This window comes from Castellaniella sp. (genome assembly GCF_049671645.1).
Classification (GTDB): domain Bacteria; phylum Pseudomonadota; class Gammaproteobacteria; order Burkholderiales; family Burkholderiaceae_B; genus Castellaniella.
On sequence record NZ_JBATVG010000011.1, the window covers coordinates 82,168 to 103,246 of the forward strand.

At 65.1% G+C, this 21,079-nt stretch carries 19 protein-coding genes and 1 pseudogene; 9 read left to right on the forward strand and 11 right to left on the reverse strand.

Annotated features, from left to right (window positions below; all coding sequences use genetic code 11):
* The first annotated feature begins 39 nt into the window (after nucleotides 1–39).
* From WBG56_RS03550 to WBG56_RS03565, 4 genes are all read left to right on the forward strand, one after another.
* Nucleotides 40–1,326: an ABC transporter substrate-binding protein gene (locus WBG56_RS03550; protein ID WP_424265319.1), complete on the forward strand. Its 1,287-nt coding sequence runs from the start codon at nucleotides 40–42 to the stop codon at nucleotides 1,324–1,326.
* 92 nt (nucleotides 1,327–1,418) lie between these two features.
* Entirely contained in the window at nucleotides 1,419–2,288 is an 870-nt protein-coding gene (locus WBG56_RS03555; RefSeq protein ID WP_424265321.1) for a branched-chain amino acid ABC transporter permease, read from the forward strand.
* On the forward strand, nucleotides 2,285–4,783 hold the full coding sequence (locus WBG56_RS03560) for an ATP-binding cassette domain-containing protein (RefSeq protein WP_424265323.1): 2,499 nt from the start codon (nucleotides 2,285–2,287) through the stop codon (nucleotides 4,781–4,783). Before WBG56_RS03555 ends, WBG56_RS03560 begins: the two co-directional genes overlap by 4 nt.
* 56 nt (nucleotides 4,784–4,839) lie before the next feature.
* Nucleotides 4,840–5,628: a shikimate dehydrogenase family protein gene (locus WBG56_RS03565; protein WP_424265325.1), complete on the forward strand. Its 789-nt coding sequence runs from the start codon at nucleotides 4,840–4,842 to the stop codon at nucleotides 5,626–5,628.
* Nucleotides 5,629–5,704: 76 nt separating this feature from the next.
* On the opposite strand, the gene WBG56_RS03570 is transcribed toward WBG56_RS03565, so the two are convergent.
* The 6 genes from WBG56_RS03570 to WBG56_RS03595 form a co-directional block, all read right to left on the reverse strand.
* Nucleotides 5,705–7,099, reverse strand: coding sequence for an amino acid permease (locus tag WBG56_RS03570; protein ID WP_424265327.1), 1,395 nt, complete (start codon nucleotides 7,097–7,099; stop codon nucleotides 5,705–5,707).
* 152 nt (nucleotides 7,100–7,251) lie between these two features.
* Nucleotides 7,252–7,719 carry an HIT family protein gene (locus WBG56_RS03575; protein ID WP_424265329.1) on the reverse strand — a complete coding sequence of 156 codons (468 nt, stop codon included), beginning with the start codon at nucleotides 7,717–7,719 and terminating at the stop codon, nucleotides 7,252–7,254.
* Between the two features lie 97 nt (nucleotides 7,720–7,816).
* The gene (gene trpC, locus WBG56_RS03580; RefSeq protein ID WP_424265331.1) at nucleotides 7,817–8,614 is read right to left on the reverse strand and encodes an indole-3-glycerol phosphate synthase TrpC; all 798 of its coding nucleotides are present in this window, start codon (nucleotides 8,612–8,614) and stop codon (nucleotides 7,817–7,819) included.
* Nucleotides 8,611–9,645: an anthranilate phosphoribosyltransferase gene (gene trpD, locus WBG56_RS03585; protein WP_424265333.1), complete on the reverse strand. Its 1,035-nt coding sequence runs from the start codon at nucleotides 9,643–9,645 to the stop codon at nucleotides 8,611–8,613. Before trpD ends, trpC begins: the two co-directional genes overlap by 4 nt.
* A 30-nt stretch (nucleotides 9,646–9,675) precedes the next feature.
* Nucleotides 9,676–10,242 (reverse strand): anthranilate synthase component II, encoded by a 567-nt coding sequence (locus WBG56_RS03590; protein WP_424265335.1) that lies wholly within the window; start codon nucleotides 10,240–10,242, stop codon nucleotides 9,676–9,678.
* 2 nt (nucleotides 10,243–10,244) lie between these two features.
* Entirely contained in the window at nucleotides 10,245–10,550 is a 306-nt protein-coding gene (locus tag WBG56_RS03595; RefSeq protein ID WP_424265337.1) for a hypothetical protein, read from the reverse strand.
* 123 nt (nucleotides 10,551–10,673) lie between these two features.
* Here WBG56_RS03595 and lldR point away from each other — a divergent pair, with 123 nt between their 5' ends.
* Both lldR and lldD read left to right on the forward strand, forming a co-directional pair.
* On the forward strand, nucleotides 10,674–11,444 hold the full coding sequence (lldR, locus tag WBG56_RS03600; RefSeq protein ID WP_424265339.1) for a transcriptional regulator LldR: 771 nt from the start codon (nucleotides 10,674–10,676) through the stop codon (nucleotides 11,442–11,444).
* A 17-nt stretch (nucleotides 11,445–11,461) separates the two neighbouring features.
* Nucleotides 11,462–12,595 carry an FMN-dependent L-lactate dehydrogenase LldD gene (lldD, locus tag WBG56_RS03605; protein ID WP_424265341.1) on the forward strand — a complete coding sequence of 378 codons (1,134 nt, stop codon included), beginning with the start codon at nucleotides 11,462–11,464 and terminating at the stop codon, nucleotides 12,593–12,595.
* Between the two features lie 113 nt (nucleotides 12,596–12,708).
* Here the strand turns inward: lldD and trpE are convergent, their stop codons facing one another.
* The 3 genes from trpE to rpe form a co-directional block, all read right to left on the reverse strand.
* Complete coding sequence (gene trpE / locus WBG56_RS03610; RefSeq protein WP_424265343.1) at nucleotides 12,709–14,229, reverse strand: anthranilate synthase component I; 1,521 nt, start codon at nucleotides 14,227–14,229, stop codon at nucleotides 12,709–12,711.
* 174 nt (nucleotides 14,230–14,403) lie between these two features.
* Nucleotides 14,404–15,084, reverse strand: coding sequence for a phosphoglycolate phosphatase (locus tag WBG56_RS03615; protein WP_424265357.1), 681 nt, complete (start codon nucleotides 15,082–15,084; stop codon nucleotides 14,404–14,406).
* An 81-nt stretch (nucleotides 15,085–15,165) separates the two neighbouring features.
* Nucleotides 15,166–15,900, reverse strand: a complete 735-nt coding sequence (rpe, locus tag WBG56_RS03620; protein ID WP_424265345.1) for a ribulose-phosphate 3-epimerase — start codon at nucleotides 15,898–15,900, stop codon at nucleotides 15,166–15,168.
* A gap of 73 nt (nucleotides 15,901–15,973) precedes the next feature.
* Here rpe and WBG56_RS03625 point away from each other — a divergent pair, with 73 nt between their 5' ends.
* From WBG56_RS03625 to WBG56_RS03635, 3 genes are read left to right on the forward strand one after another with little or no spacing between them, the layout of a single operon-like run.
* The gene (locus WBG56_RS03625; protein ID WP_424265347.1) at nucleotides 15,974–17,254 is read left to right on the forward strand and encodes a murein transglycosylase A; all 1,281 of its coding nucleotides are present in this window, start codon (nucleotides 15,974–15,976) and stop codon (nucleotides 17,252–17,254) included.
* 12 nt (nucleotides 17,255–17,266) lie between these two features.
* The gene (locus WBG56_RS03630; protein ID WP_424265349.1) at nucleotides 17,267–18,451 is read left to right on the forward strand and encodes an FAD-dependent monooxygenase; all 1,185 of its coding nucleotides are present in this window, start codon (nucleotides 17,267–17,269) and stop codon (nucleotides 18,449–18,451) included.
* A gap of 42 nt (nucleotides 18,452–18,493) precedes the next feature.
* The gene (locus WBG56_RS03635) at nucleotides 18,494–19,330 is read left to right on the forward strand and encodes a DsbC family protein (RefSeq protein ID WP_424265351.1); all 837 of its coding nucleotides are present in this window, start codon (nucleotides 18,494–18,496) and stop codon (nucleotides 19,328–19,330) included.
* Nucleotides 19,331–19,333: 3 nt separating this feature from the next.
* Here the strand turns inward: WBG56_RS03635 and WBG56_RS03640 are convergent, their stop codons facing one another.
* Both WBG56_RS03640 and WBG56_RS03645 read right to left on the reverse strand, forming a co-directional pair.
* Complete coding sequence (locus WBG56_RS03640) at nucleotides 19,334–20,482, reverse strand: ABC transporter substrate-binding protein (protein ID WP_424265353.1); 1,149 nt, start codon at nucleotides 20,480–20,482, stop codon at nucleotides 19,334–19,336.
* Nucleotides 20,483–20,601: 119 nt separating this feature from the next.
* Nucleotides 20,602–21,079: pseudogene (locus WBG56_RS03645) on the reverse strand (methyl-accepting chemotaxis protein); the annotation flags it as partial.

A 21,079-nucleotide genomic window follows, 5' to 3' on the forward strand; every position in this document is an offset into this window, starting at 1 on the left:
TGACACCTCTAATTTTTGCGTTCAGTCAGGAGACGAAATATGACGACGAAACATGGTGGGCAGCATCTGGAACGACCGCTCTGGTCGCGCCGTGAAGTGTTGAAGACGGCAGGGGGGGCGATGGTGGGTGGACTCGCCTCGCTGGCGGTTCCCGGTATCGTGCGGGCCCAGAGCCAGTCCGGTCCGTTGCGGCTTGGGATCGTGTTTGCCAAGCAAGGGGTCTGGACCGAGCAGTCCAAGCAGCTGGCCGATGGCGTCACCCTGGCGCTCAAACGCAAGGGCAATCAGATCCTGGGGCGCGATATCGAACTGCTTTGGTATGACGAGCCCAATCCTCAGGGCGCCCAGCAGAACATCAGCAAGCTCATGTATCAGGACAAGGTCTTCGCCGTCGTGGGCGGTTCGAACAGCGGGACCGCCCTGGCGATGTCGTCGGTTGCCGCCCGCGCGCAGATTCCCTATCTGTGCCCCGGCGCCGCGGCTGCGGCCCTGACGGGGTCCGATTGCAATCCATATACCTTTCGTACCTTGACGACGACCATGGTGGCGAGCCGCGCGCTGGCGCCGGCTTGTCTGGAAATTGGCAAGAACTGGTATTACCTGGCTGCCAACTATGCCTATGGCCAGGACATCTACAACAGCATGTCCGGCCTGCTCAAGCAAGCCGGCGGCAAGGAACTGGGTTACGACAAGGCGCCGCTGGGCACGTCCGATTACAGTTCTTTCATCCTCAAGATCCGCCAGGCCAAGCCCGACGTGGTGATGCTGGGCTTGCCGGGCGGCGATCTGTCGACCTTCCTCAAGCAGTGGGCCGACATGGGCATGAAGGGAAAGATTCCGGTGGCTTGCCCCATCATCGGCAACATCGACCTCTGGTCCGTGGGTGCGGAGGCTGCTACCGGTTATTACGGCATGCCCTGGAGCTTCAGCAACCCGCAGAACCCCCAGGTCGAAAAGGAGTTCGCTGCCGAATACGCCAAGATGCATCCCGGTCAGGCTCCGTGCGCGGACAAGGTCTGGCTGGGCTGGTACACCACCCGCGTGCTGCTCGAAGCGGTTGAAAAGGCACAGTCTGTCGAAGCCGGCAAGATCGTGAAGAGCCTCGAGACGACCCGCATCAATGACGGCGCCTACGATGCCGGGTACCGGAGCTGGGATCACCAGATGCTGCACCCCTGCATGGTGTTCAAGGTCAAGGACAAGATCACTGATAAGTGGGATTGGCTGGATGCCGTGGCCCAGGAACCCAAGCAGCCGAGTTGGGAAAACCTGAACGCGCTGTTTGGCACCGAACAGGAAATCGGTTGCAAGATGCCACCGCACTGACCGTCTCTGTGCGGTGATTGGTCTCCGGTATCTCGCCCGGCCGATTCGCAAAACGGAATCCGGCCGGGCGGCCTCCTCATTCGGTAATCGCCATGTTAGATATCATCATCTCTCAGCTCGCCAACGGGCTGGTCTTAGGGTTTCTATACGTCTTGCTCGCAATCGGCCTGTCGATCATCTTCGGCCTGCTGGGCGTCATCAATTTTGCCCATGGCGCATTCTTTGCGCTGGGCGCCTATTTCGCCGTCAGCCTGTATTCCTCGTTGGGTTGGTGGTCGGTCATCCTGGCCCCGATTCTGGTGGCGCTCGTCGGCATGGTCTGCGAACGCCTGTTGATCCGTCATCTGTACGGCAAGGATCCGCTGCTGAGCCTGATCCTGACGTTCGCCCTGTCCCTTTTCATCACTGCCCTGATCCGGTTGTTCTGGGGGGCGGGTGGCATCCCGTTCAACACGCCCCCCGTCTTTGCGGGGATTTTTGAATTCGGCGCGATCTTCCTTACCCGCTACCGGGTGGCAGTGCTCGTCATTACGGTCCTGTTGCTGGTGGCGTTGTGGGCGTTCCTCACCTTCACGCCCTATGGCCGGATCCTGCGCGCAGGCAGTCGCGATCCGGAAATGGTGGAAATGCTGGGGATCAATCTGCCGCGCGTTCTGACGGTGGCCTTCGGGTTGGGGTGCCTGCTGGCCGGCGCGGCCGGCCTGCTGGCGGCCCCGCTGCTGACTGTGACGCCGGACATCGCGACCGTGGCCATCATGCCGGCCTTCGTCATCGTGACCATCGGCGGGTTGGGATCCTACCCCGGCGCCATCGTGGCGGGGGTTCTCGTGGGGTTGGTGACGGCATTGACCGTGCAGTTTGCGCCCGAGGCGTCGGCGGCATCCATGTATGTGTTGATGGCCCTGATCCTGCTGATTCGGCCGCGCGGCCTGTTCGGTGAGCGCTGGGAGCGTTTCGAATGAAAGACATCATCAAACATCCGGTCACCGTGCTGCTGAGCTCGTTGGTGCTGCTGGGTTTTTTCCTGGCGTTCGTCGGGGCGCCGATGACACGCCTGACGCAGATTGCCATCTATACGCTATACGGCATGGGCGTGAATCTGCTGGTGGCCTACACGGGCCTGGTGCCCTTCGGCGCATCCGTTTTCTTCGGTACGGCGTCCTATGTGGCGGCGATCACCTTGCTGCACGTTTCCACCAATGAGGTTGCTGCGCTCATAGGGGTCGTCCTGTTTTCGGTGGTGCTGGCATTCCTGCTCGGGGCGCTCATCCTCAAGCGGCGCGGCCTCTATTTTTCGCTGCTCACGCTGGCGTGTTCGCAGATCGCCTTCGAGATCGCATTTCGCTGGACGGATGTTACGGGCGGGGAAAACGGGTTGCAGAACGTTCCGCGGCCGTTATTTCCGTCGCGGGATTCGTTCAATATCTTCGCGGTGCTGACGATCGTGGCGGCAGTCTACCTGATGTGGCGCCTGGTGCATTCCTCGTTCGGGCGTGCCATGCAGGCCATGCGCGACAATGAGCAGCGCATGCTGAGCCTGGGCTTCAATCCCTATCGGCTGAAACTCGTCGCCTTCATTTTCTCCGGTGCGTTCATCGGCTACGCGGGAGGATTGCTGGCGCTGCTGCTGCAGGGCGCCTACGCCAATAACCTGAATTGGGAGCACGCGGCGGATCCTTTGCTGATGACGGTCCTGGGAGGCGTGCACCATTTCGTCGGCCCGTTGTGGGGCGCCATCAGCTTCATCGTGCTCGAGGATAATCTCAGCGCCATCAGCGAGAACTGGTGGTTGATCTTCGCGCCCATCATCGTGCTGTTCGTCCTGCTTTCTCCCGAGGGCGTTCATGGGCTGTACCGGCGTCTGATCCGGAATCCGCGCTGGAGCCTCACGCGGTCCGGCATTCCCCCGCGGCCCGCTCATATCGAACCCTGGTTCGGCACGCCGCAGAATGCGGATCCCGACAAGCCGATTCTGTCAGTGACGCACCTGACCAACAAGTTCGGCTCCTTGGTGACGTCGCATGACATCAGCCTGGACATCTATCCCAACCAGCTGCATAGCCTGATCGGGCCCAATGGCGCCGGCAAGACCACCTTGTTCAATATCCTGGCGGGCGTACTGCCGCCCACCGAGGGCACTGTGGTTTTCGAAGGCCAGGACATCACGCGCCTGTCCATGGACCGGCGGGCCCGCCTGGGGATCGGCCGTTCCTATCAGATCCTGAGCGTGTTCCGGAACCTGACCGTATTCGAGAACGTCCGGATCGCCGCGCAGGCGCACATGGCGCCAAGGCTCGGTTTCTGGCGTGATGCCTACCGGGAGCAGGCAATCAATGCACGCGCCTGGTCGTTGCTGGCGGCCGTGCATCTGGAGGACAGGGCTGCGGACCAGTGCGAGAACCTTGCACATGGCGAGCAGAGATTGCTTGAAATCGCCGTGACGCTGGCCACCGATGCGCGCTTGCTGCTGCTCGACGAGCCTCTGGCCGGGCTGGCCGAAGCGGATCGCGTGGTCGTGTCGGATCTCATCCAGCAGCTCGCCCGGCAGCGCGCCGTTTTCCTGATCGAACACGATATGGATCGCGTGTTGACGATCTCCAATCGGGTGACGGTCCTGCACCGCGGGCACTTGATTGCGGATGGACGCCCCGAAGAGGTTGCGCGCGATCCGCAGGTGATCGATGCCTACCTGGGCGGGGACAGGCCGGAACTTTCCGATGAAGTGCGGCGGGCGGCCGACGAGGCCTCCCATGCGACGCGTCAGCCTTTGCTGTCACTGGAACATATTGACGCCGGTTATCACGGCAGCACGGTACTCAGCGATCTGTCGATACAGGTTCATCAGGGCGAGGTGCTGGCATTGCTGGGCCGCAATGGCGTGGGGAAGACCACGACCCTCAAGACCATCATGGGTGTGGTTCGAGCTACGCGCGGCCGGATCCTGCTCGAGGGCCAGGACATCACTCAGGCCAAGTCCTTCACCATCAATCGCCTGGGGCTTGCGATCGTGCCCGAGGGACGGCGCCTGTTTCCCAACCTGACGGTTTACGAAAACCTGCGCCTGGCCGCCCGCAAAGGCGGGATCACGGTTGAAGACGCCTATGAGATGTTTCCGCGCCTGCACAACCGCAGGAACGTCAAGGCTGAAAGTCTGTCGGGCGGCGAGCGGCAGATGGTCGCGATCGCCCGCTCGCTCATGGTGCCGAGCAAGCTCATCCTGCTCGACGAGCCGTTCGAGGGGCTGTCGCCGGCCATCGTGAAGGAGGTGATGGAGGCCGTGATCAAGTTGCGCGATCGAGCCAGCCTGATCATCGTCGAACACAATGCGGAATCGGTGTTGGCGCTGGCCGATAGCGCCTGCGTGCTGGTCAATGGAACCGTGGCCTATCAGGGCCGGGCGTCGGATCTGGCAGCGGATGCGGAACTTCAGGCGCGCTTATTGGGTGTGAAGGTTTGAGATGCCCGCACGGCAGGGGCTGCGCGGCATGATGTGACTGAGAGAGGTTGGGAAGCATGTTGAATTTGTCAGGGAAGACGCGGCTTTATTACATCGTGGGAGATCCCATCGCCCAGGTGAAATCGCCTGCCGGGATGACGGCCGGGCTTACCGAGCGGGGGGCGGATGCGATCGTGGTGCCGGCTCATGTCAGCCGCGAGTCGCTGATGGCCTTTTTCGCGGGGGCGAAGGCCACGCTCAATGTCGATGGCATCATCGCGACCGTGCCGCATAAATTTGGCGCCGCCGGGCAGTGTGACGAACTGAGCGAGCGGGCGCGTTTCCTCGGTTCAGCCAATGTCGTGCGGCGCATGGGCGATGGGAAGTGGTTCGGCGACCAGGTCGATGGCCTGGGGTTCGTGCAGGCCCTGCGCGATACCGGGTTCGAGCCGCGCGGCAAGCGGGCGCTGCTCGTGGGGGCGGGCGGAGCCGGCTCGGCGATTGCTCAGGCGTTGCTCGATGCCGGTGTGGCGTCCCTGGGCATCTGCGATCAGGACGCCCAGCGCCAGGGGCATCTGGTCGAGCGTCTTGCGTCTCTGGGCCTGGGGGCGGTGTCGGCGGCATCCTCGGATCCGGCCGGACTCGATCTGGTGGTCAATGCCACGCCCATGGGGATGCGGGGGGGCGATCCTTCGCCCGTGCTGGTGGAATCGCTGACCGCCGGCATGATCGTGGGCGATGTCATCACAGAGCCGGCGGTGTCGCCGTTGATCGCCGCAGCGCGGGCCGCGGGGTGCCGCACGGTCACAGGGCTGGAGATGTTCGCCTGTGTGGCGCGCCACATGCTGGATTTCTATACCGATTGAGGGCCTCGCGGGGGCGCGCCCTGGGCGGACCGACCGCCGAACAGGGCGCATCAGCCCCCATGACGCATCAGGTGCGTCAAGAGCCCGGGGGGTCTTGCGTAGCCCGCGATGATTGCTGGCGCAAGCGATACCCCGCATACAACACCCCCAACCACACCGGCAGCACGTAGACCGCCGGCCGGGTGTCGTCCAGTTGCGTCATCAGCGCGACCAGCCCTACCAGGAACGCCGCGCACAGGTAGTTCACCCAGGGGAACCCGGGGGACAGGAAATGCAGCTTGGAAGCATCGTGCGCCCGTCGGAAGCGCAGGTGCACCAGCACGATCATCATCCAGGTCGTCGCAGCGGCGGCGGTGGCGACCGCCATGATCCGCATGAAGGCGCCTTCGGGCACCAGGAAATTGATCACCACGATCACCAGCGTGCAGGCCGAGGAAAACAGGATGCCCGCCCAGGGTACCTGGCGCGGGCTCAGGCGCAGGAAGATTCGGGGCGCATTGCCTTGCTGAGCCAGGCTGTAGAGCATGCGCCCGTTGCTGTACATGCCGCTGTTGTAGACCGAAATCGCGGCGGTCAGCACCACCAGGTTCAGGATGTCGGGCGCGGCGGGGATGCCCAGGTTGGAGAAGATCAGCACGAAAGGGCTGCCCTGGGTGCCGATCTGGTTCCAGGGGTACAGGATGACCAGCACCGCCAGGGCGCCCACGTAGAACAGCAGGATGCGCCACAGCACCTGGTTGATGGCCCTGGGGATGCTGCGTCGCGGATCGTCGGCTTCGCCGGCGGTGATGCCGATGAGCTCGGTGCCGCCAAAGGAAAACATCACGACGACCAGCGACAGCAGCAGGCCGTGGATGCCGTTGGGCAGGAAGCCGCCGTGCGCCCACAGATTGCTCAGGCCGCTGGCCTTCTGGTCGGAGCCCAGGAAGATCAACAGCAAGCCCAGGACGATCATGCCGATGATGGCGGCGATCTTGATGAAGGCCAGCCAGAATTCGCTTTCGCCATACAGGCGCACGTTCAGCAGGTTCAGGGCTGTGATGCTGAGCAGCACGGCCAGGGCGCTGGCCCAGGCGGGAAAGTCCGGCAGCCAGTAGTTCACGTAGATGCCCACCACCGACAATTCCGCCATGCTGACCAGCACGTAGAGCAGCCAGTAGTTCCAGCCGGACAGGAAGCCGGCGAAACCGCCCCAGTAGCGGTAGGCGAAATGGCTGAAGGCGCCGGATACCGGTTCCTGCGTGGACATCTCGCCCAGCATGCGCATGATCAGGTAGATCATCAGCCCGCCGATCAGATAGGACAGGATGATGCCGGGGCCGACCAGTTGGATGGACGCGGCCGAGCCGTAGAACAGGCCGGTGCCGATGGCTCCGCCCAGGGCGATCATCTGGATGTGGCGGTTTTTCAGCGTGCGGGCCAGAGTGGCGGGGGCGGCGTCAGTGCGGGGTGTCGCGGGGGGTGTGCGCATGTGAGCGGAAGGAGGAGAGGAGGGAGGAAGCGGCTTTGACAGGGGAAGGGGCAGCGGCGCGGATCCTGGGCGGATGCCGGGGGCGCGGGACGTGTCGAAGCAATCCGGGATTGTGGATCGATGCCTGCTATCAGGTGTCGCGCGGGCGCATATCACGTGCCCTTGAGCGTGGTGGCGATGGCATCGTGCAGGGCGGGGACACGGGCTGAAAGATCCTGTGCCTGCTGCTGCCAGGCGGCCTGACGGACTGGGTCGTGATGGCCGGGCGCCCAGATGGCGTCGGGAAAGCAGGGGTCTGCGCGCCAGCGCGGGATCAGGTGCCAGTGCAGGTGGGGCACCTGATTGCCGAGGCTGGCCAGGTTGATCTTGTCGGGCTGGAGCATTTGACGCTGCAGGGCTTCCACCCGGTAGACCGCTCGCATCAGATGGTCGCGTTCGGCGGGGGAAAGGTCCGTCATTTCGGCCGCGTGACTGCGCCAGATGACGCGAATGTAGCCGGGAAAGGGGCTGTCGTCCACGCGGATCACGCGCAATTGCGCGTCTTCCCAAAGCAGCCCGGACGGGGCAGGGCCGCACAGGGGGCAGTGCGTGCGGAGGGGGATGTCAGGTGACGTCATCATGGTGCCTGTGCGCAGGGGCGCGGATGCGGCGGGCTGTTGGCGGGGCGGCGGTCCGCTCGGACCTGGGCTGCCGCAGGCGCAGCGGGCCAGGGTGGCTTTATGCCCGATCGAAAAACAGTTCGTGCAGCGCGGTGCCCGGGTCTTCCGCCCGCATGAAGGCCTCGCCCACCAGGAATGCCTGCACGCCGTGTTCGCGCATCCGGTCCACGTCCGCGGGCTGCAGGATGCCGCTTTCGGTGACGACGCGCTTGCCTTCGGGCAGGTCCTTGAGCATGGACAGGGTCGTGTCCAGTCGGGTGTCGAAGGTGCGCAGGTTGCGGTTGTTGATGCCCAGCAGCGGTGTCTGCAGCGTCAGGGCGGCGTCCAGTTCGCTGCGATCGTGGATTTCGACCAGCACGTCCATGCCCAGGTCGATGGCGACGGCTTCCAGTTCGCGCATCTGGGCGGGTTCCAGGGCGGCGGCGATCAGCAGCACGCAGTCGGCGCCCAGCGCGCGGGCATGGATGACCTGATAGGGATCGATCAGGAAGTCCTTGCGCAGGACCGGCAGGCTGCAGGCGGCGCGCGCCTGGCGCAGGTGGTCGTAGCCACCCTGGAAATACTGCACATCGGTCAGGACCGACAGGCAGGCGGCGCCGTGGCAGGCGTAGCTGGTGGCGATGTCGCTCGGGTGGAAGTCCGCGCGGATCACGCCCTTGGAAGGCGAGGCCTTCTTGATTTCGGCGATCACGGCGGGCTTGCCTTGGGCGATCTTGTCTTCGATGGCGCGGGCGAACCCCCGGATGTCCTTGCGGCTTCGGGCTTCGCGCAGCAGTTCGGATTCGCTGCGCATCTGCCGGGCCGTGGCGACCTCGATGCGCTTGGTGTCCAGGATCTGTTTGAGGATGTCGCTCATGATGCAAACCTTTGCGTGTACTGACTGAATTGTTCCAGCTTGTCGCGGGCCGCGCCCGAGGCGATGAGTTCCGTTGCGCGGGTGATGCCGTGCGGGATGGAGTCGGCTTGATTGCCCGCATACAGGGCCAGGCCGGCGTTCAGGATGACAATGTCGCGGGCCGTGCCTGCCGTGTTGTCCAGGGCGGCGCGCACCAGTTGCGCGGATTCATCGCGGTTGGCGACCTTGATGCTGCGGTTGGACACCATGGCCATGCCGAAGTCTTCCGGATGGATTTCATATTCCCGCACCTGGCCGTCCTTCAGTTCGCCGATCAGGGTGGCGGCGCCCAGGGAAGCTTCGTCCATGCCGTCTTTCCCATGGACGATCAGCACGTGGCGCGACCCCAGTCGCTGCAGGACGCGCACCTGGATGCCCACCAGATCGGGGTGGAAGACGCCCATCAACTGGTTCTCGGCGCCCGCCGGATTGGTCAGCGGCCCCAGGATGTTGAAGATGGTGCGCACCCCCAGTTCGCGGCGCACGGCCGCCACGTTTTTCATGGCGCCATGGTGGGCCGGGGCGAACATGAAGCCGATACCGGTGGCATCGATCGATTCGGCCACCTGTTCGGGTGTGGCCGTGATGCAGACCCCCAGCGCTTCCAGCACGTCCGCGCTGCCCGACGAGGACGAGGCGCTGCGGTTGCCGTGCTTGGCGATCTTGACCCCGCCGGCGGCGGCCACGAACATGGCGGCTGTGGAAATATTGAAGGTGTGCGAGCCGTCGCCGCCGGTGCCGCACATGTCCAGCAGATCCTGGGGATAGGGGGTCGTCACGCCCAGCGCGAATTCCCGCATGACCTGGGCGGCGGCGGTGATTTCCCCCACGGTTTCTTTTTTGACGCGCAGGCCCATCAGCAGGGCGCTGGCCAGCTGCGGCGACATTTCCCCGCGCATCAGCATGCGCATGAGTTCCAGCATTTCGTCGTGGAAGATTTCGCGGTGTTCGATGCAGCGGACCAGGGCTTCGTTCGGGGTGATCAAAGGCATGACGGGAATTCCTTTCGAGGGGGGCGGATTTCAGAGGTTCAGGAAATTGCGCAGCAAGGCGTGGCCGTGTTCGCTGAGGATGGATTCCGGATGGAATTGCACCCCGTAGACGGGCAGGGTCTTGTGCGCGACCCCCATGATTTCCCCATCCGCCGTTTCGGCCGTAATGGTCAGACAGTCCGGCAGCGAGGCGCGCTCGATGGCCAGGGAGTGGTAACGCGTGACGTCGAAGGGAGAGGGCAGTCCGGCGAAGAGATCGCTGCCGGTATGCGTGATGGGCGAGATCTTGCCGTGCATGAGTTCCCGGGCGCGAACGATGCGCCCCCCATAGGCCGCGCCGATGGCCTGGTGGCCCAGGCATACGCCCAGGATGGGCATGCGCCCCGCGAAGTGGCGGATCAGATCAATGGAAATGCCGGCTTCGGCCGGTGTGCAGGGACCGGGCGAGACGCAGATACGGTCCGGATTCAGGGACTCCACGCCGGCCAGGTCGATCTGGTCGTTGCGCACGACGTCGACCTGGACCCCCAGTTCGCCGAAGTACTGCACCAGGTTGTAGGTGAAGGAATCGTAGTTGTCGAGCATCAGAAGCTTCATGATCAAGCATTTCCTTGGTCAGAAACCGCCGTACTGGAGACAGGTGGGGAATAAAGATTTGCCGGCCAGAACGGCGGCAAAGTGCGAAAAAACACGCATGAGGATGCCGCCTCTAAGAGAGGCGCCACCAAGTCGATGTGTGCGAGGTCGCGTGAAAAATCATGCAGTGATTCTAACGCGCCGACGGGCCGGCTGTCGAGCCGTGAAAACCAGCGGGTCGCAGGATGAAAGCAGTCAGCACAAAATTGGTAATACCAATATTGAATTTCGCCGATTACCTGTATTTGTGTTGACCAGGAAAATCCCATGTTTCTATAATCCACACCATGATTTCCGTCCTGGTAGTGGTAATACCATTTAGTGGGGCGGGAACAATCTGTCTTGTTCACCGCCCGGCGGGCGTATATCCTGCCCTGGATGGTTCACGCTCTATGACCATGACGACCACGCGCCTTTCGGATCGACTTGTCGGACAGTTGCAGGCCCTGATCACGGATCAGGGTCTGCAACCGGGCGACCGTCTGCCCGCCGAACGGCAGTTGGCCCTGCAACTGGGCGCTTCGCGGCCCTCCGTGCGCGAGGCTATTCAGCACCTGGCCAGCCAGGGCCTGTTGCGCAGCCGTCAGGGCGGGGGCACCTATGTGCAGGCGCCAGGGGCCGGAGGGGCTGCCTGGCCGCGCCAGCAGTTGGTGCGGACGCTGGGCGATCTGGTGTCCGACGACCCCGAATACCGTTACGACGTGCTGGAAGCCCGCCATGCGCTGGAAGGCGGCACCGCCTGGCATGCCGCCTTGCGGGCGACGCCGGAAGACCGCGCGAAGATCCGGGCGCGTTTCGACGATCTGCAGCGGTTTCAGGGGCACGACGACCCGGAACTGAGCGCCCGCGCCGATGCCCAGTTCCACTTGGCCATCGCCGAGGCATCCCACAATGCCGTGCTGTTGCAGATGATGCACGGCTTGTTCGACCTGCTGCGGGCGACGGTCACGGAAAACCGCCAGCGCATGTATACGGTGCGACACACGCACGTGCAGCTGGCCCAGCAGCATCAGGCCGTGATGGACGCCATTTTGCGCGGCGATGCCGAAGCCGCCCGGGCGACGGTCTGGCAACACCTTGAGTTCGTGCATGCCACCGTGCGCGCCATGGACGAGGACGAGGCCCGTCGGGCCCGATCCTCGCGCCTGTCGCATTTTTCCTGATTTTTATTCGAGCCGCCATGATCATTTCCGCATCCACCGATTACCGCGCAGCAGCCCAGCGCTGCCTGCCCCCCTTCCTGTTTCATTATGCCGACGGCGGGGCGTATGCCGAATACACGCTGCAGCATAATGTCAGCGACCTATCGGGGGTGGCTTTGCGCCAGCGGGTGCTCAATGACATGTCGCAGCTCGATCTGACGACCCGTGTATTCGGCGAGACCCTGTCCATGCCGGTGGCGCTGGCGCCGGTCGGCCTGACCGGCATGTACGCCCGCCGGGGCGAGGTCCAGGTGGCGCGGGCGGCGGATGCTCACGGCATCCCGTACACCATGTCCACGGTGTCGGTCTGCTCGATCGAGGAAGTCGCGCCCGCCATCAGCCGGCCGATGTGGTTCCAGCTGTATGTGCTGAAGGATCGCGGCTTCATGAAAAGCGTGCTGGAACGCGCCCAGGCCGCGGGGGTGTCCACCCTGGTATTCACGGTGGACATGCCGGTGCCGGGCGCCCGCTACCGCGACGCCCACGCGGGCATGAGCGGTCCCTATGCGGCTTGGCGCCGCTATGCGCAGGCCGTGCTGCATCCGCGCTGGGCCTGGGACGTGGGTCTGTGGGGGCGGCCGCACGATCTGGGCAACGTGTCCAAATACCTGGGAAAATCCACCGGCCTGGAAGACTATATCGGCTGGCTGGGGACCAATTTCGATCCGTCGATTTCCTGGAAAGATCTGCAGTGGATCCGGGATTTCTGGAAAGGGCCGATGGTGATCAAGGGCATCCTGGACCCCGACGATGCGCGGGAAGCGGTCCGTTTCGGCGCCGACGGCATCATCGTGTCCAACCACGGCGGCCGCCAGCTGGACGGCGTGCTGTCCACGGCCCGCGCGCTGCCGGCGATCGCGGACGCGGTCAAGGGACAGATCACCGTGCTGGCCGATTCGGGCGTGCGCACCGGGCTGGACGTGGTGCGCATGCTGGCGCTGGGCGCGGACACCGTGCTGCTGGGCCGCGCCTGGCTGTACGCCCTGGCCGTCGGCGGCCAGGCCGGGGTGGCGAATCTGCTGTCCCTGATCGAAAAGGAAATGCGCGTCGCCATGACCCTGACGGGCGCGCGCACCATCGCGGACATCACGCGCGATTCGCTGGTGCGCTGATCGGATCGCCGCATCGCACCAAGCCGCGCCGTCCGTAGATGGCGCGGCGAAGGGCTGCTGCTGTGGCTTAGGGCAGGCCTAAGGGCCTGTCCGGTTAATGCCCATGCGGAACGTTAGATAGGCTCATCCAGCCCGAACTGCACCTGTTCCGCCGCCCGCAGCAGCGCCCGGGCCTTGGCTTCGGTTTCCTGCCATTCCTTTTCGGGGTCCGAATCGGCGACGATGCCGGCGGCGGCCTGCACGTACAGCATGCCGTCGCGGATGACGCCGGTGCGGATGGCGATGGCCAGGTCCATCTCGCCGCCGTAGCTGAGATACCCGGCCGCGCCGCCGTAGATGCCTCGGCGCACGGGTTCCAGTTCGTCGATGATTTCCATGGCGCGGACCTTCGGCGCCCCGGTCAGGGTGCCGGCCGGGAAGGTGGCCCGCAGCACGTCGATGTTGCTCATGCCGTCGTTCAGTTCGCCCTGCACGTTGGACACCAGGTGCATGACGTGGGAATAGCGTTCGATCGTCATCGTGTCGGTGACCTCCACCGAGCCGGTCTTGGCGACGCGGCCGATGTCATTGCGCGCCAGGTCGATGAGCATGACGTGTTCGGCGCGTTCTTTCGGGTCGGCCAGGAGTTCCTGCTCCAGGCGCAGATCGTCGTCCTGGGTGGCGCCGCGCTTGCGGGTGCCCGCCAGCGGGCGGATGGTGACCATTTCGCGGCTTTCGCCGCCTTCGACTTCGCGGTCCTTGCGCACCAGGATTTCCGGCGAGGCCCCGACCACGTGGAAGGTGTCGAAATTCCAGTAGTACATGTAGGGCGACGGATTCAGGGACCGCAGCGCCCGGTACAGCGACAGCGGCGAGTCGCGGAAGGGCTTGGCGATCACCTGGCCGACCTGCACCTGCATCAGGTCGCCGGCGGCGATGTATTCCTTGGCCTTCAGCACGGCGGCGATGTAGTCTTCCTTCTTGAAGTCGCGTTCCGTGGGCGTCTGCATGCTGGCGTAGGCATAAGGGATGACGACCGGGGTGCGCAGCTTTTCGCGCAGGGCCTTCAGGCGCCGGCGGGCCAGGGCGTAGGCCTCGGGCTGCTGCGGATCGGCGTAGACGATCAGGTAGGTGCGGCCCGCCAGGTTGTCGACGATGACCAGTTCATCGACCTGCATCAGCATGATGTCGGGTGTGCCAGGCTGTTGGCCGGCGGGGCGCGGCTTGACGCAGGGGCCCAGGCGCGGTTCGATGTGGCGCACGGTGTCGTAGCCGAAATAGCCGGCCAGGCCGCCCGCGAAACGCGGCATGCCCGGGCGCAGGGCGACGCGGAACCGTTTCTGGAAGGCCTCGATGAAGGTCAGGGGATCGCCCTCGTGGGTTTCGACGACCTGGCCCTGGCGCACGACTTCCGTGGTGGTGCCGGTGGCTCGGATCAGGGTCTTGGCCGGCAGGCCGATGAAGGAATAGCGCCCGAAGCGCTCGCCTCCCACCACTGATTCCAGCAGGCAGCTGTTGCGTCCGGCCTCGGGGCCGGCATGAGCCAGTTTCAAATAGATCGCCAGCGGCGTATCCAGATCGGCGTAGGTTTCCGCAATCAGGGGAATGCGGTTGTAGCCTTGGGCGGCCAGCGCGTTGAATTCGATTTCTGTCATAGCGGTCTTGTGGGATAAGGGCGGCCGAGACAGAAAAGCCCGGCCAATCAAAGGTCCGGGCTGTGAAATGGGGTGGCGCGATCGATCGGTGCCACCCGGGATGCCATTACCCGGAACGCCAACACCACCAGCGCCAGGTGGCGCGGGTGGCGGTCGGGTAATAGCGAAAGCTGTTCATGCGAATTCGGGTGTTTGGTCAGCGGCCCATTGGGCGGCCTCGACAAGGGAATCCACTATAGCATCCACAGGCAGGCTCTGCACGGGCTGGCCTTCGTTGTAGCCGTAGGGCAGCGCCAGGACCTGGATGCCGGCCGCCTGGGCCGCCAGCGCGTCGTTGATGGAGTCGCCGATGAACAGGGCCTGCGCGGGCTTGATGCCCAGCAGGTCGCAGGCGTGGAACAGGGGCAGGGGGTCCGGTTTCTTGCGTTCGCAGGTGTCGCCGCAGACGACTACGTCGAAATAGGTATCCAGCCCCATGAGTCGCAGCAGCGGCGCCGTGAAATCGGAGCCTTTGTTGGTGACGATGGCCAATCGGGCGCCCTGGCTGTGAAAGGCCTGCAGCCCGGCGATCACGCCGGGGAATACCTGGCTGTGGCGGCCGTTCAGGGCGCGGTAGTGATCCTGGAAACGGGCCAGGCCGCGCATGACCTGATCGACGCTGGGTGGGTGCCCGCCGTGGCTGAGCGTGCGGATGACCAACTGTTCGACGCCCTTGCCGACGAACGTGGCGATCAGGGACTCGGGCAACGGCGCCAGGTCCATGTCTTGGCGCATGGCGTTGGCGGCATCCGCCAGGTCGGGGATGGTATGCACCAGGGTGCCATCCAGATCAAACAATATTCCGGCAAAGTGCATGATGCGGCGATTGCGATAGAGTTGGTGCGTCAAACGGGGCCATGGTAGCACTTCCCGTTCAAACGTGTCCTACTGAAAGGCTTAAGAAACGATTGTTTCATCCGGCCGGGCGGTGGTGCGTCGTTGGGCATCGCCTTGGGCGATGCCCTGGCGCAGGCCGGCGATGACCTGGCGGTAATCGGGCTGGCCGAAGATCGCCGAGCCTGCCACGAAGGCGTCGGCTCCGGCGGCGCGGATGTCGGCGATGTTATCGGGCTTGACCCCGCCGTCGATCTCCAGAGCGATGGCTTGGCCGCCCCGGGCTTGCCAGAGGTCGATGCGGTCGCGGGCCTGCTGCAGTTTCTGCAGCGTGTGAGGAATGAAGGACTGCCCGCCGAAACCGGGGTTGACCGACATCAGCAGCACCAGGTCCAGGCGTTCCATGACGTGGTCCATCCAGTCCAGCGGGGTGGCCGGATTGAAGACCAGCCCGGCCTGGCAGCCATGGTCGCGGATCAGCGCCAGCGTGCGGTCCACGTGGCGCGAGGCTTCGGGGTGGAAGCTGATGATGTTGGCCCCCGCCTTGGCGAAGGCGGGCACCAGGGCGTCCACCGGTTCGACCATCAGGTGCACGTCGATGGGGGCCTGGGTATGCGGCCGCAGGGCTGCGCACACCATGGGCCCCATGGTCAGGTTGGGGACGAAATGGTTGTCCATGACGTCGAAGTGGATCCAGTCCGCCCCGGCGGCCACCACCGCGGCGACTTCTTCGCCCAGCCGGGCGAAATCGGCGGACAGCAGGCTGGGGGCGATGCGGGCGGGGGGCAGGGCGGTCATGGCGAAACAGGGTCCGGATGTGTCATGATGACGGTTTGATGATCCTGCCTATTTTAGTGCACCCGATTTTGGCATGAAAAAGCTTCTGTGGTCTGCGGCCATGCTGGCCTTGTTGAGCGCCTGTTCCTCGGTTCCCCTGGAAGAAGGCCCGGCCGGTGAGCCGGGCGGCGCCGAACCCGCGGTGACGCAGCCGCTGGTGGTGCCCGCCTTGTCCGCATTGCCGGAAACGCCAGCGCGCGTCCTGAAGGGGCGCTATGTGCCGGTTGCCTGGCAGCAGTTGCCCGGCTGGGCCGAAGACGATCTGGCCCATGTCTGGAAGGGCTTGCTCAATGATTGCCGAGGCTTGATGCGCCCGGTGTCCGGATCCTTGGCCTCGCCGGCCAGGGCGGCGCCCCGGGCCTGGCAGCCGGTCTGTCAGGCGGCGGTGCAGGCGGGGCTGGGGCCGCAGGCGTCCGGCGCTCCGGTGCGCAGCTTTCTGCAGACTCATCTGCGTCCCTGGCAATTGGACCAGGCTGCCGGTCAGGCGGCCAGCGGCACGACGACCGGTTATTACGAGCCCTTGATTCATGCGTCCCGCAGCCGCGCGGGCGCCTACCAATGGCCGCTGTATGCCACGCCCGCAGATTTGCTGGTGGTGGACCTGGGGGCCGTCTATCCCGAACTGGCCGGAAAGCGGGTGCGCGGGAAGCTGGAAGGCCGGCGCATCGTGCCCTACGATACGCGGGCGCAGATTGCCGCCGACCCTGCCCGCCAGCCGCCCGTCATCGTCTGGGCCAGCGATCCGGTCGAGGCCTTTTTCCTGCAGATCCAGGGGTCCGGGCGCGCCGTGCTGCCGGACGGATCCGTGGTGCGTCTGGCGTACGCCGACCATAATGGCCGTCCTTATGTGTCGATCGGCCAATGGCTGGCGCAGCAGGGGGAAATGCCGCTGGCGCAGACTTCGATGCAAAATATCAAGCAATGGGCTCGCAATCATCCCGATCGCGTGCAGCAGATGCTCAACGTCAACCCGGCCATGGTGTTTTTCCGCGAGGAAGCCATCGATGATCCGGAACTCGGCCCTCGGGGCGCTTATGGGGTGCCGCTGATGGCGCAGCGCTCGATTGCCGTCGATACGGATTTCGTGCCGCTGGGCACGCCGGTCTGGCTGGCCACCCGCCAACCGGGCGGGGCGGGTCCCCTGCAGCGCCTGGTGTTCGCTCAGGATACGGGGGCGGCCATCCGGGGCGCGGCGCGCGCGGATTTCTATTGGGGCACAGGCGATCAGGCCGGCGCCGCGGCCGGGCGGATGAAACAGCCGGGCCGGATGTGGCTGCTGTGGCCTGCCCAGGCCGGGGCGCCCAGCGCCCGTTGATGAAAAGACACCATGACACAACCATCCATCCTTGTGTGCGGTACCGGCATCGCCGGCCTGGCGTGCGCTTTGGGGCTGTCTCGCTCCGGTCTGTCGGTGGACCTGCTGGGGCCGCGCCACGTGCCGTCCGCGCGGGCGGCTGACGATTACCATCCGCGGGTGTATGCGATTTCCGATGCCAGCCGCGCGCTGCTGGATCGCCTGGGTGCCTGGCGGCTGATCGACGCCCGCCGCATCACCCCGGTCGAAGCCATGGAAATCCATGGCGATGCGAACGGCTGCCTGGATCTTTCCGCTTGGCAGGATGCCCGCGACGCGCTGGCCTGGATCGTCGAGTCCGGTGAAATCGAACGAGCCCTGCAGCAGGCTGTGCAAGTCATGGGGATCGCCTGGCACGAGGATCAGTTCGCCGGGCTGATCACACAAGATACCGGGATCACCGTCACCACGGCACAGGGGAGGCAGTGGCAGCCGGATCTTCTGGTCGGCGCCGATGGCGCGCGCTCGCCGGTACGGCAGGCAGCCCGTATCCATCACGACTACACGCCCTATGGCGATATGGGCGTGGTGGCTCATCTGGATATCGAACGTCCGCACCAAAAGCGCGCGTATCAATGGTTCACGGGAGACAGTGTCTTTGCCTTGCTGCCGATGCCGGATACGGCGGATGGGCCGCAGGCCTCACTGGTCTGGTCGCTGCCGGAGGGGCGCGCGCGCGATTGGCTGGCCCTGGACTCCCAGGCGCAGCAGGCTTATCTGGCCGCCCACGCGCAGTCCATCACAGGCGGGCGCCTGGGGCGCTTGCGCCTGCGCACGCAGCCCCAAGGATTCCCCCTGACCCTGGAACGGACGGCCATGGTGGCGCCGGGCGTGGCGCTGGTGGGCGATGCCGCCCATCGTGTGCATCCCCTGGCGGGGCAAGGCCTGAATCTGGGGCTGGGCGATGTGCAAGCTATGATGCAGGTGCTGCAGGCCCGGGAATCCTACCGTTCGCCCGGCGATTCGCGGGTGCTTGCCCGCTACCGTCGCCAGCGGGCCGAACCGGTCTGGGCGATGGGGGCTGTGACGCATGGCCTGCATCGTCTGTTCGGCACGCAGTGCGCCCCGCTGGCCTGGGCGCGTAACCAGGGCATGCAGGTGGCGGACCGCCTGCCTTTCCTGAAGCGTCAATTGATTCGGGCGGCCGCCGGGGATTGATCCCGGTCGGATCGTCCCATTCGGTATCGAGAGGTTTTTTCCATGAAACATTTTTCAAGTCTGGCCGGGCTGCTGCTGTGCGCCAGCCTGACCGTGCAAGCCCAGCCTGCGGATCAGGTGCTGGGCACTCAGCCCGAGCATTCGGCCGCGGCGTCCGCCGATGGGGTGGTGACGGCGACGGGGGGCATGTCCACGCCCTCGGATGCCAAGGTGACCGCTACGACGCCGGCGCCGCAGCAGGCCCAGGCCATCACCCGGGCCTTCGAGCAGCGGTTTCCCGGCATCCGGGTGGATGCCGTGCGGTTGACCCCGATGGGTGGGATCTACGAAGTGCAGGTGGGGCTGGATCTGCTGTATACCGATGCCCAGGTGGATTATGTGCTGCAGGGGTCGCTGATCGATGCCAAGGCTCGCCGGGACTTGACGGCGGAGCGGCTGGAAGCCCTGCAGCAGGTGGCGTTCGACAGCCTGCCGCTGGATCACGCCATCCGTCAGGTCAAGGGCACGGGCGCGCGCAAGGTCGCCGTCTTCGAAGACCCCAATTGCGGCTATTGCAAGCAGTTGCACCGCACCCTGGAAGACGTGGACAACGTCACGGTCTATACCTTCCTGTTCCCGATCCTGACGCCCGATTCGGCGACCAGGTCCCGGGACATCTGGTGCGCCCCCGATCCGGCCAAGGCCTGGAAGGCCTGGATGCTGAATGGCGAACAGCCCGCAACGGCGGATTGCCCGACGCCCATCCAGGAAAACCTGGCGCTGGGGCGCAAGCTGAACATCCAGGGGACGCCTGCCCTGTTCTTTGCCGACGGCAGCCGGGTCAATGGCGCCTTGCCTCTGGACGCCCTGAAAAAGAAACTGGACGCCCAGAAGTCGTAGTCGTCAGCGCAGCAGCGTCCAGGCGCCGTTTTTCACGGTGATCAGTTCGCGGCCGCGCTGATCGAAGCCGCTGTGGTCGGTGGGGCTCATGTTGTAGACCCCCTGGGTAGCGACCAGTTCGTGCGTCTGCTCCAGGGCATCGCGCAGGGCTTTGCGAAAGGCCGCGGTGCCCGGCTGCGCGGCCTTTGCCGCTGCGGGGATGGCGTGTTGCAGCAGCAGTCCGGCGTCGTACACGTTGGCGCCGAAGGTCGCCGGACGCTCTTGGTAGCGAGCCTCATAGCGCTGGATATAGTCCTGGGCGATGGGCTTGGACGGGTTGCTGTCCGCGATTTCAGGCAGTACCAGCATCAGGCTGGCGGCCAGGATGGTGCCTTCCGTGGCCTTGCCGCCCAGCTTCAGGAAAGCAGGCAGGGCTGCGCCGTGGGTCTGGTAGAACTGCCCCTTGTATCCCTGCTGCGCCAGAGTGGACTGGGGCAGGGCCGCGGCGCCGCCCGTTCCGGCGATCAGGATGGCATCGGGCTTGGCGGCCAGCAGCTTCAGGGCCTGGCCTGTGACGGAGCTGTCCGTGCGTTGATAACGTTCCGCGACCGTCAGTTTCAGGCCGTTTTCCTGGGCCAGTTTGCTGAAGACCTGGTACCAGTCATCGCCGTAGGCATCGGAAAAGCCGATGAATCCCACGGTGTGGATGCCGCGCTTGACCATGTCGCGCACCAGCGCCTGGGCGATGATGTCCGTGTTCTGCGTGGTCTTGAAGGCCCATTTCTTCTGGTCCGTCATGGGCAGCACGATGGATGCCGCCCCCACCGGCGCCAGCATGGGCGTACCGGATTCGGCAGCGAATTGCAGCACGCTCATGGCATTGGGCGAGCCGGTGGGCCCGATGATGGCGTCCACGTGGTCTTCGGAAATCAGTTTCTTGAACGCCGTGACGGTTTGCGTGGGATCGCTGGCGTCGTCCAGGCTGATGTAGTCGATGGTCAGGCCGCCCGCCCGGGTGGGCAGCAGAGGCACCGTGTTTTTCTGGGGGATGCCGACCAGCGCGGTGGGACCGGTGGCCGACGTGACGACGCCGATCTTGACCTGGGCCAGACTGGGCAATGGCAATGTGAACAGCGCGGTGGTCAGGGTGGCCAGCAGTATACCGGTACGCACGGGGGTGTCTCCTTGGAATGAAAAACAAACGGCCCGCGCGAGGCGGGCCGGCTGCGCATCATGCGCTGATTGTATTGAAAAGCCCCGTTCCGGGGAATGGGGCGGGCCGGGTCAGGACTTTAGAATTCCGTCCATTCTTCCGTGTCGGCCGTGGCGGGGGCCGGTTTGCCGGGCGCGCGCAGTGCGGGATGGCCGGCTGCGGAGGCCGGGGCTTCGGTCTTGGTCTCGCGGCGGGGGCGTTGGGGCGCCGGGCTGACGACCTTTTCCGGCGCCGAGGGCAGGCGGGGGGCGGCGGAAGGCTGGGCCTTGGCCGCGCCGCCGGCCTGTTGTTGGCGCGCGCCGGCGGACTGGCCGGCATGCGCGTTCTGGCTGGCGCCGGCGGCCGGCGCATCGGCCTGGGTGCCCAGGTTGAAGGTGGCCACCAACTGGGCCAGGGTGTCGGCCTGAGTTTGCAGGCTGGTGGCTGCGGCGGCGGATTCCTCCACGAGGCTGGCGTTTTGCCGGGTGACGTCGTCCATCTGCGTGATGGCGGAATTGATTTCCTCGATGCCGGTGGTCTGCTCGCGGTTGGCGGCGTTGATCTCGCCCATGATGTCG

What these genes read in the sequence shown, in the direction of transcription:
- WBG56_RS03575 (WP_424265329.1), bottom strand. Translation starts at nt 7,719, where the DNA reads ATGATGACGTCACCTGACATCCCCCTCCGCACGCACTGCCCCCTGTGC.
- trpD (WP_424265333.1), bottom strand. Translation starts at nt 9,645, where the DNA reads ATGCCTTTGATCACCCCGAACGAAGCCCTGGTCCGCTGCATCGAACAC.
- WBG56_RS03630 (WP_424265349.1), top strand. Translation starts at nt 17,267, where the DNA reads ATGACACAACCATCCATCCTTGTGTGCGGTACCGGCATCGCCGGCCTG.
- WBG56_RS03625 (WP_424265347.1), top strand. Translation starts at nt 15,974, where the DNA reads ATGAAAAAGCTTCTGTGGTCTGCGGCCATGCTGGCCTTGTTGAGCGCC.
- WBG56_RS03595 (WP_424265337.1), bottom strand. Translation starts at nt 10,550, where the DNA reads ATGGGATTTTCCTGGTCAACACAAATACAGGTAATCGGCGAAATTCAA.
- trpE (WP_424265343.1), bottom strand. Translation starts at nt 14,229, where the DNA reads ATGACAGAAATCGAATTCAACGCGCTGGCCGCCCAAGGCTACAACCGC.
- WBG56_RS03635 (WP_424265351.1), top strand. Translation starts at nt 18,494, where the DNA reads ATGAAACATTTTTCAAGTCTGGCCGGGCTGCTGCTGTGCGCCAGCCTG.
- WBG56_RS03555 (WP_424265321.1), top strand. Translation starts at nt 1,419, where the DNA reads ATGTTAGATATCATCATCTCTCAGCTCGCCAACGGGCTGGTCTTAGGG.
- rpe (WP_424265345.1), bottom strand. Translation starts at nt 15,900, where the DNA reads ATGACCGCCCTGCCCCCCGCCCGCATCGCCCCCAGCCTGCTGTCCGCC.
- WBG56_RS03560 (WP_424265323.1), top strand. Translation starts at nt 2,285, where the DNA reads ATGAAAGACATCATCAAACATCCGGTCACCGTGCTGCTGAGCTCGTTG.
- WBG56_RS03565 (WP_424265325.1), top strand. Translation starts at nt 4,840, where the DNA reads ATGTTGAATTTGTCAGGGAAGACGCGGCTTTATTACATCGTGGGAGAT.
- WBG56_RS03570 (WP_424265327.1), bottom strand. Translation starts at nt 7,099, where the DNA reads ATGCGCACACCCCCCGCGACACCCCGCACTGACGCCGCCCCCGCCACT.
- WBG56_RS03615 (WP_424265357.1), bottom strand. Translation starts at nt 15,084, where the DNA reads ATGCACTTTGCCGGAATATTGTTTGATCTGGATGGCACCCTGGTGCAT.
- WBG56_RS03590 (WP_424265335.1), bottom strand. Translation starts at nt 10,242, where the DNA reads ATGAAGCTTCTGATGCTCGACAACTACGATTCCTTCACCTACAACCTG.
- trpC (WP_424265331.1), bottom strand. Translation starts at nt 8,614, where the DNA reads ATGAGCGACATCCTCAAACAGATCCTGGACACCAAGCGCATCGAGGTC.
- WBG56_RS03550 (WP_424265319.1), top strand. Translation starts at nt 40, where the DNA reads ATGACGACGAAACATGGTGGGCAGCATCTGGAACGACCGCTCTGGTCG.
- lldD (WP_424265341.1), top strand. Translation starts at nt 11,462, where the DNA reads ATGATCATTTCCGCATCCACCGATTACCGCGCAGCAGCCCAGCGCTGC.
- lldR (WP_424265339.1), top strand. Translation starts at nt 10,674, where the DNA reads ATGACCATGACGACCACGCGCCTTTCGGATCGACTTGTCGGACAGTTG.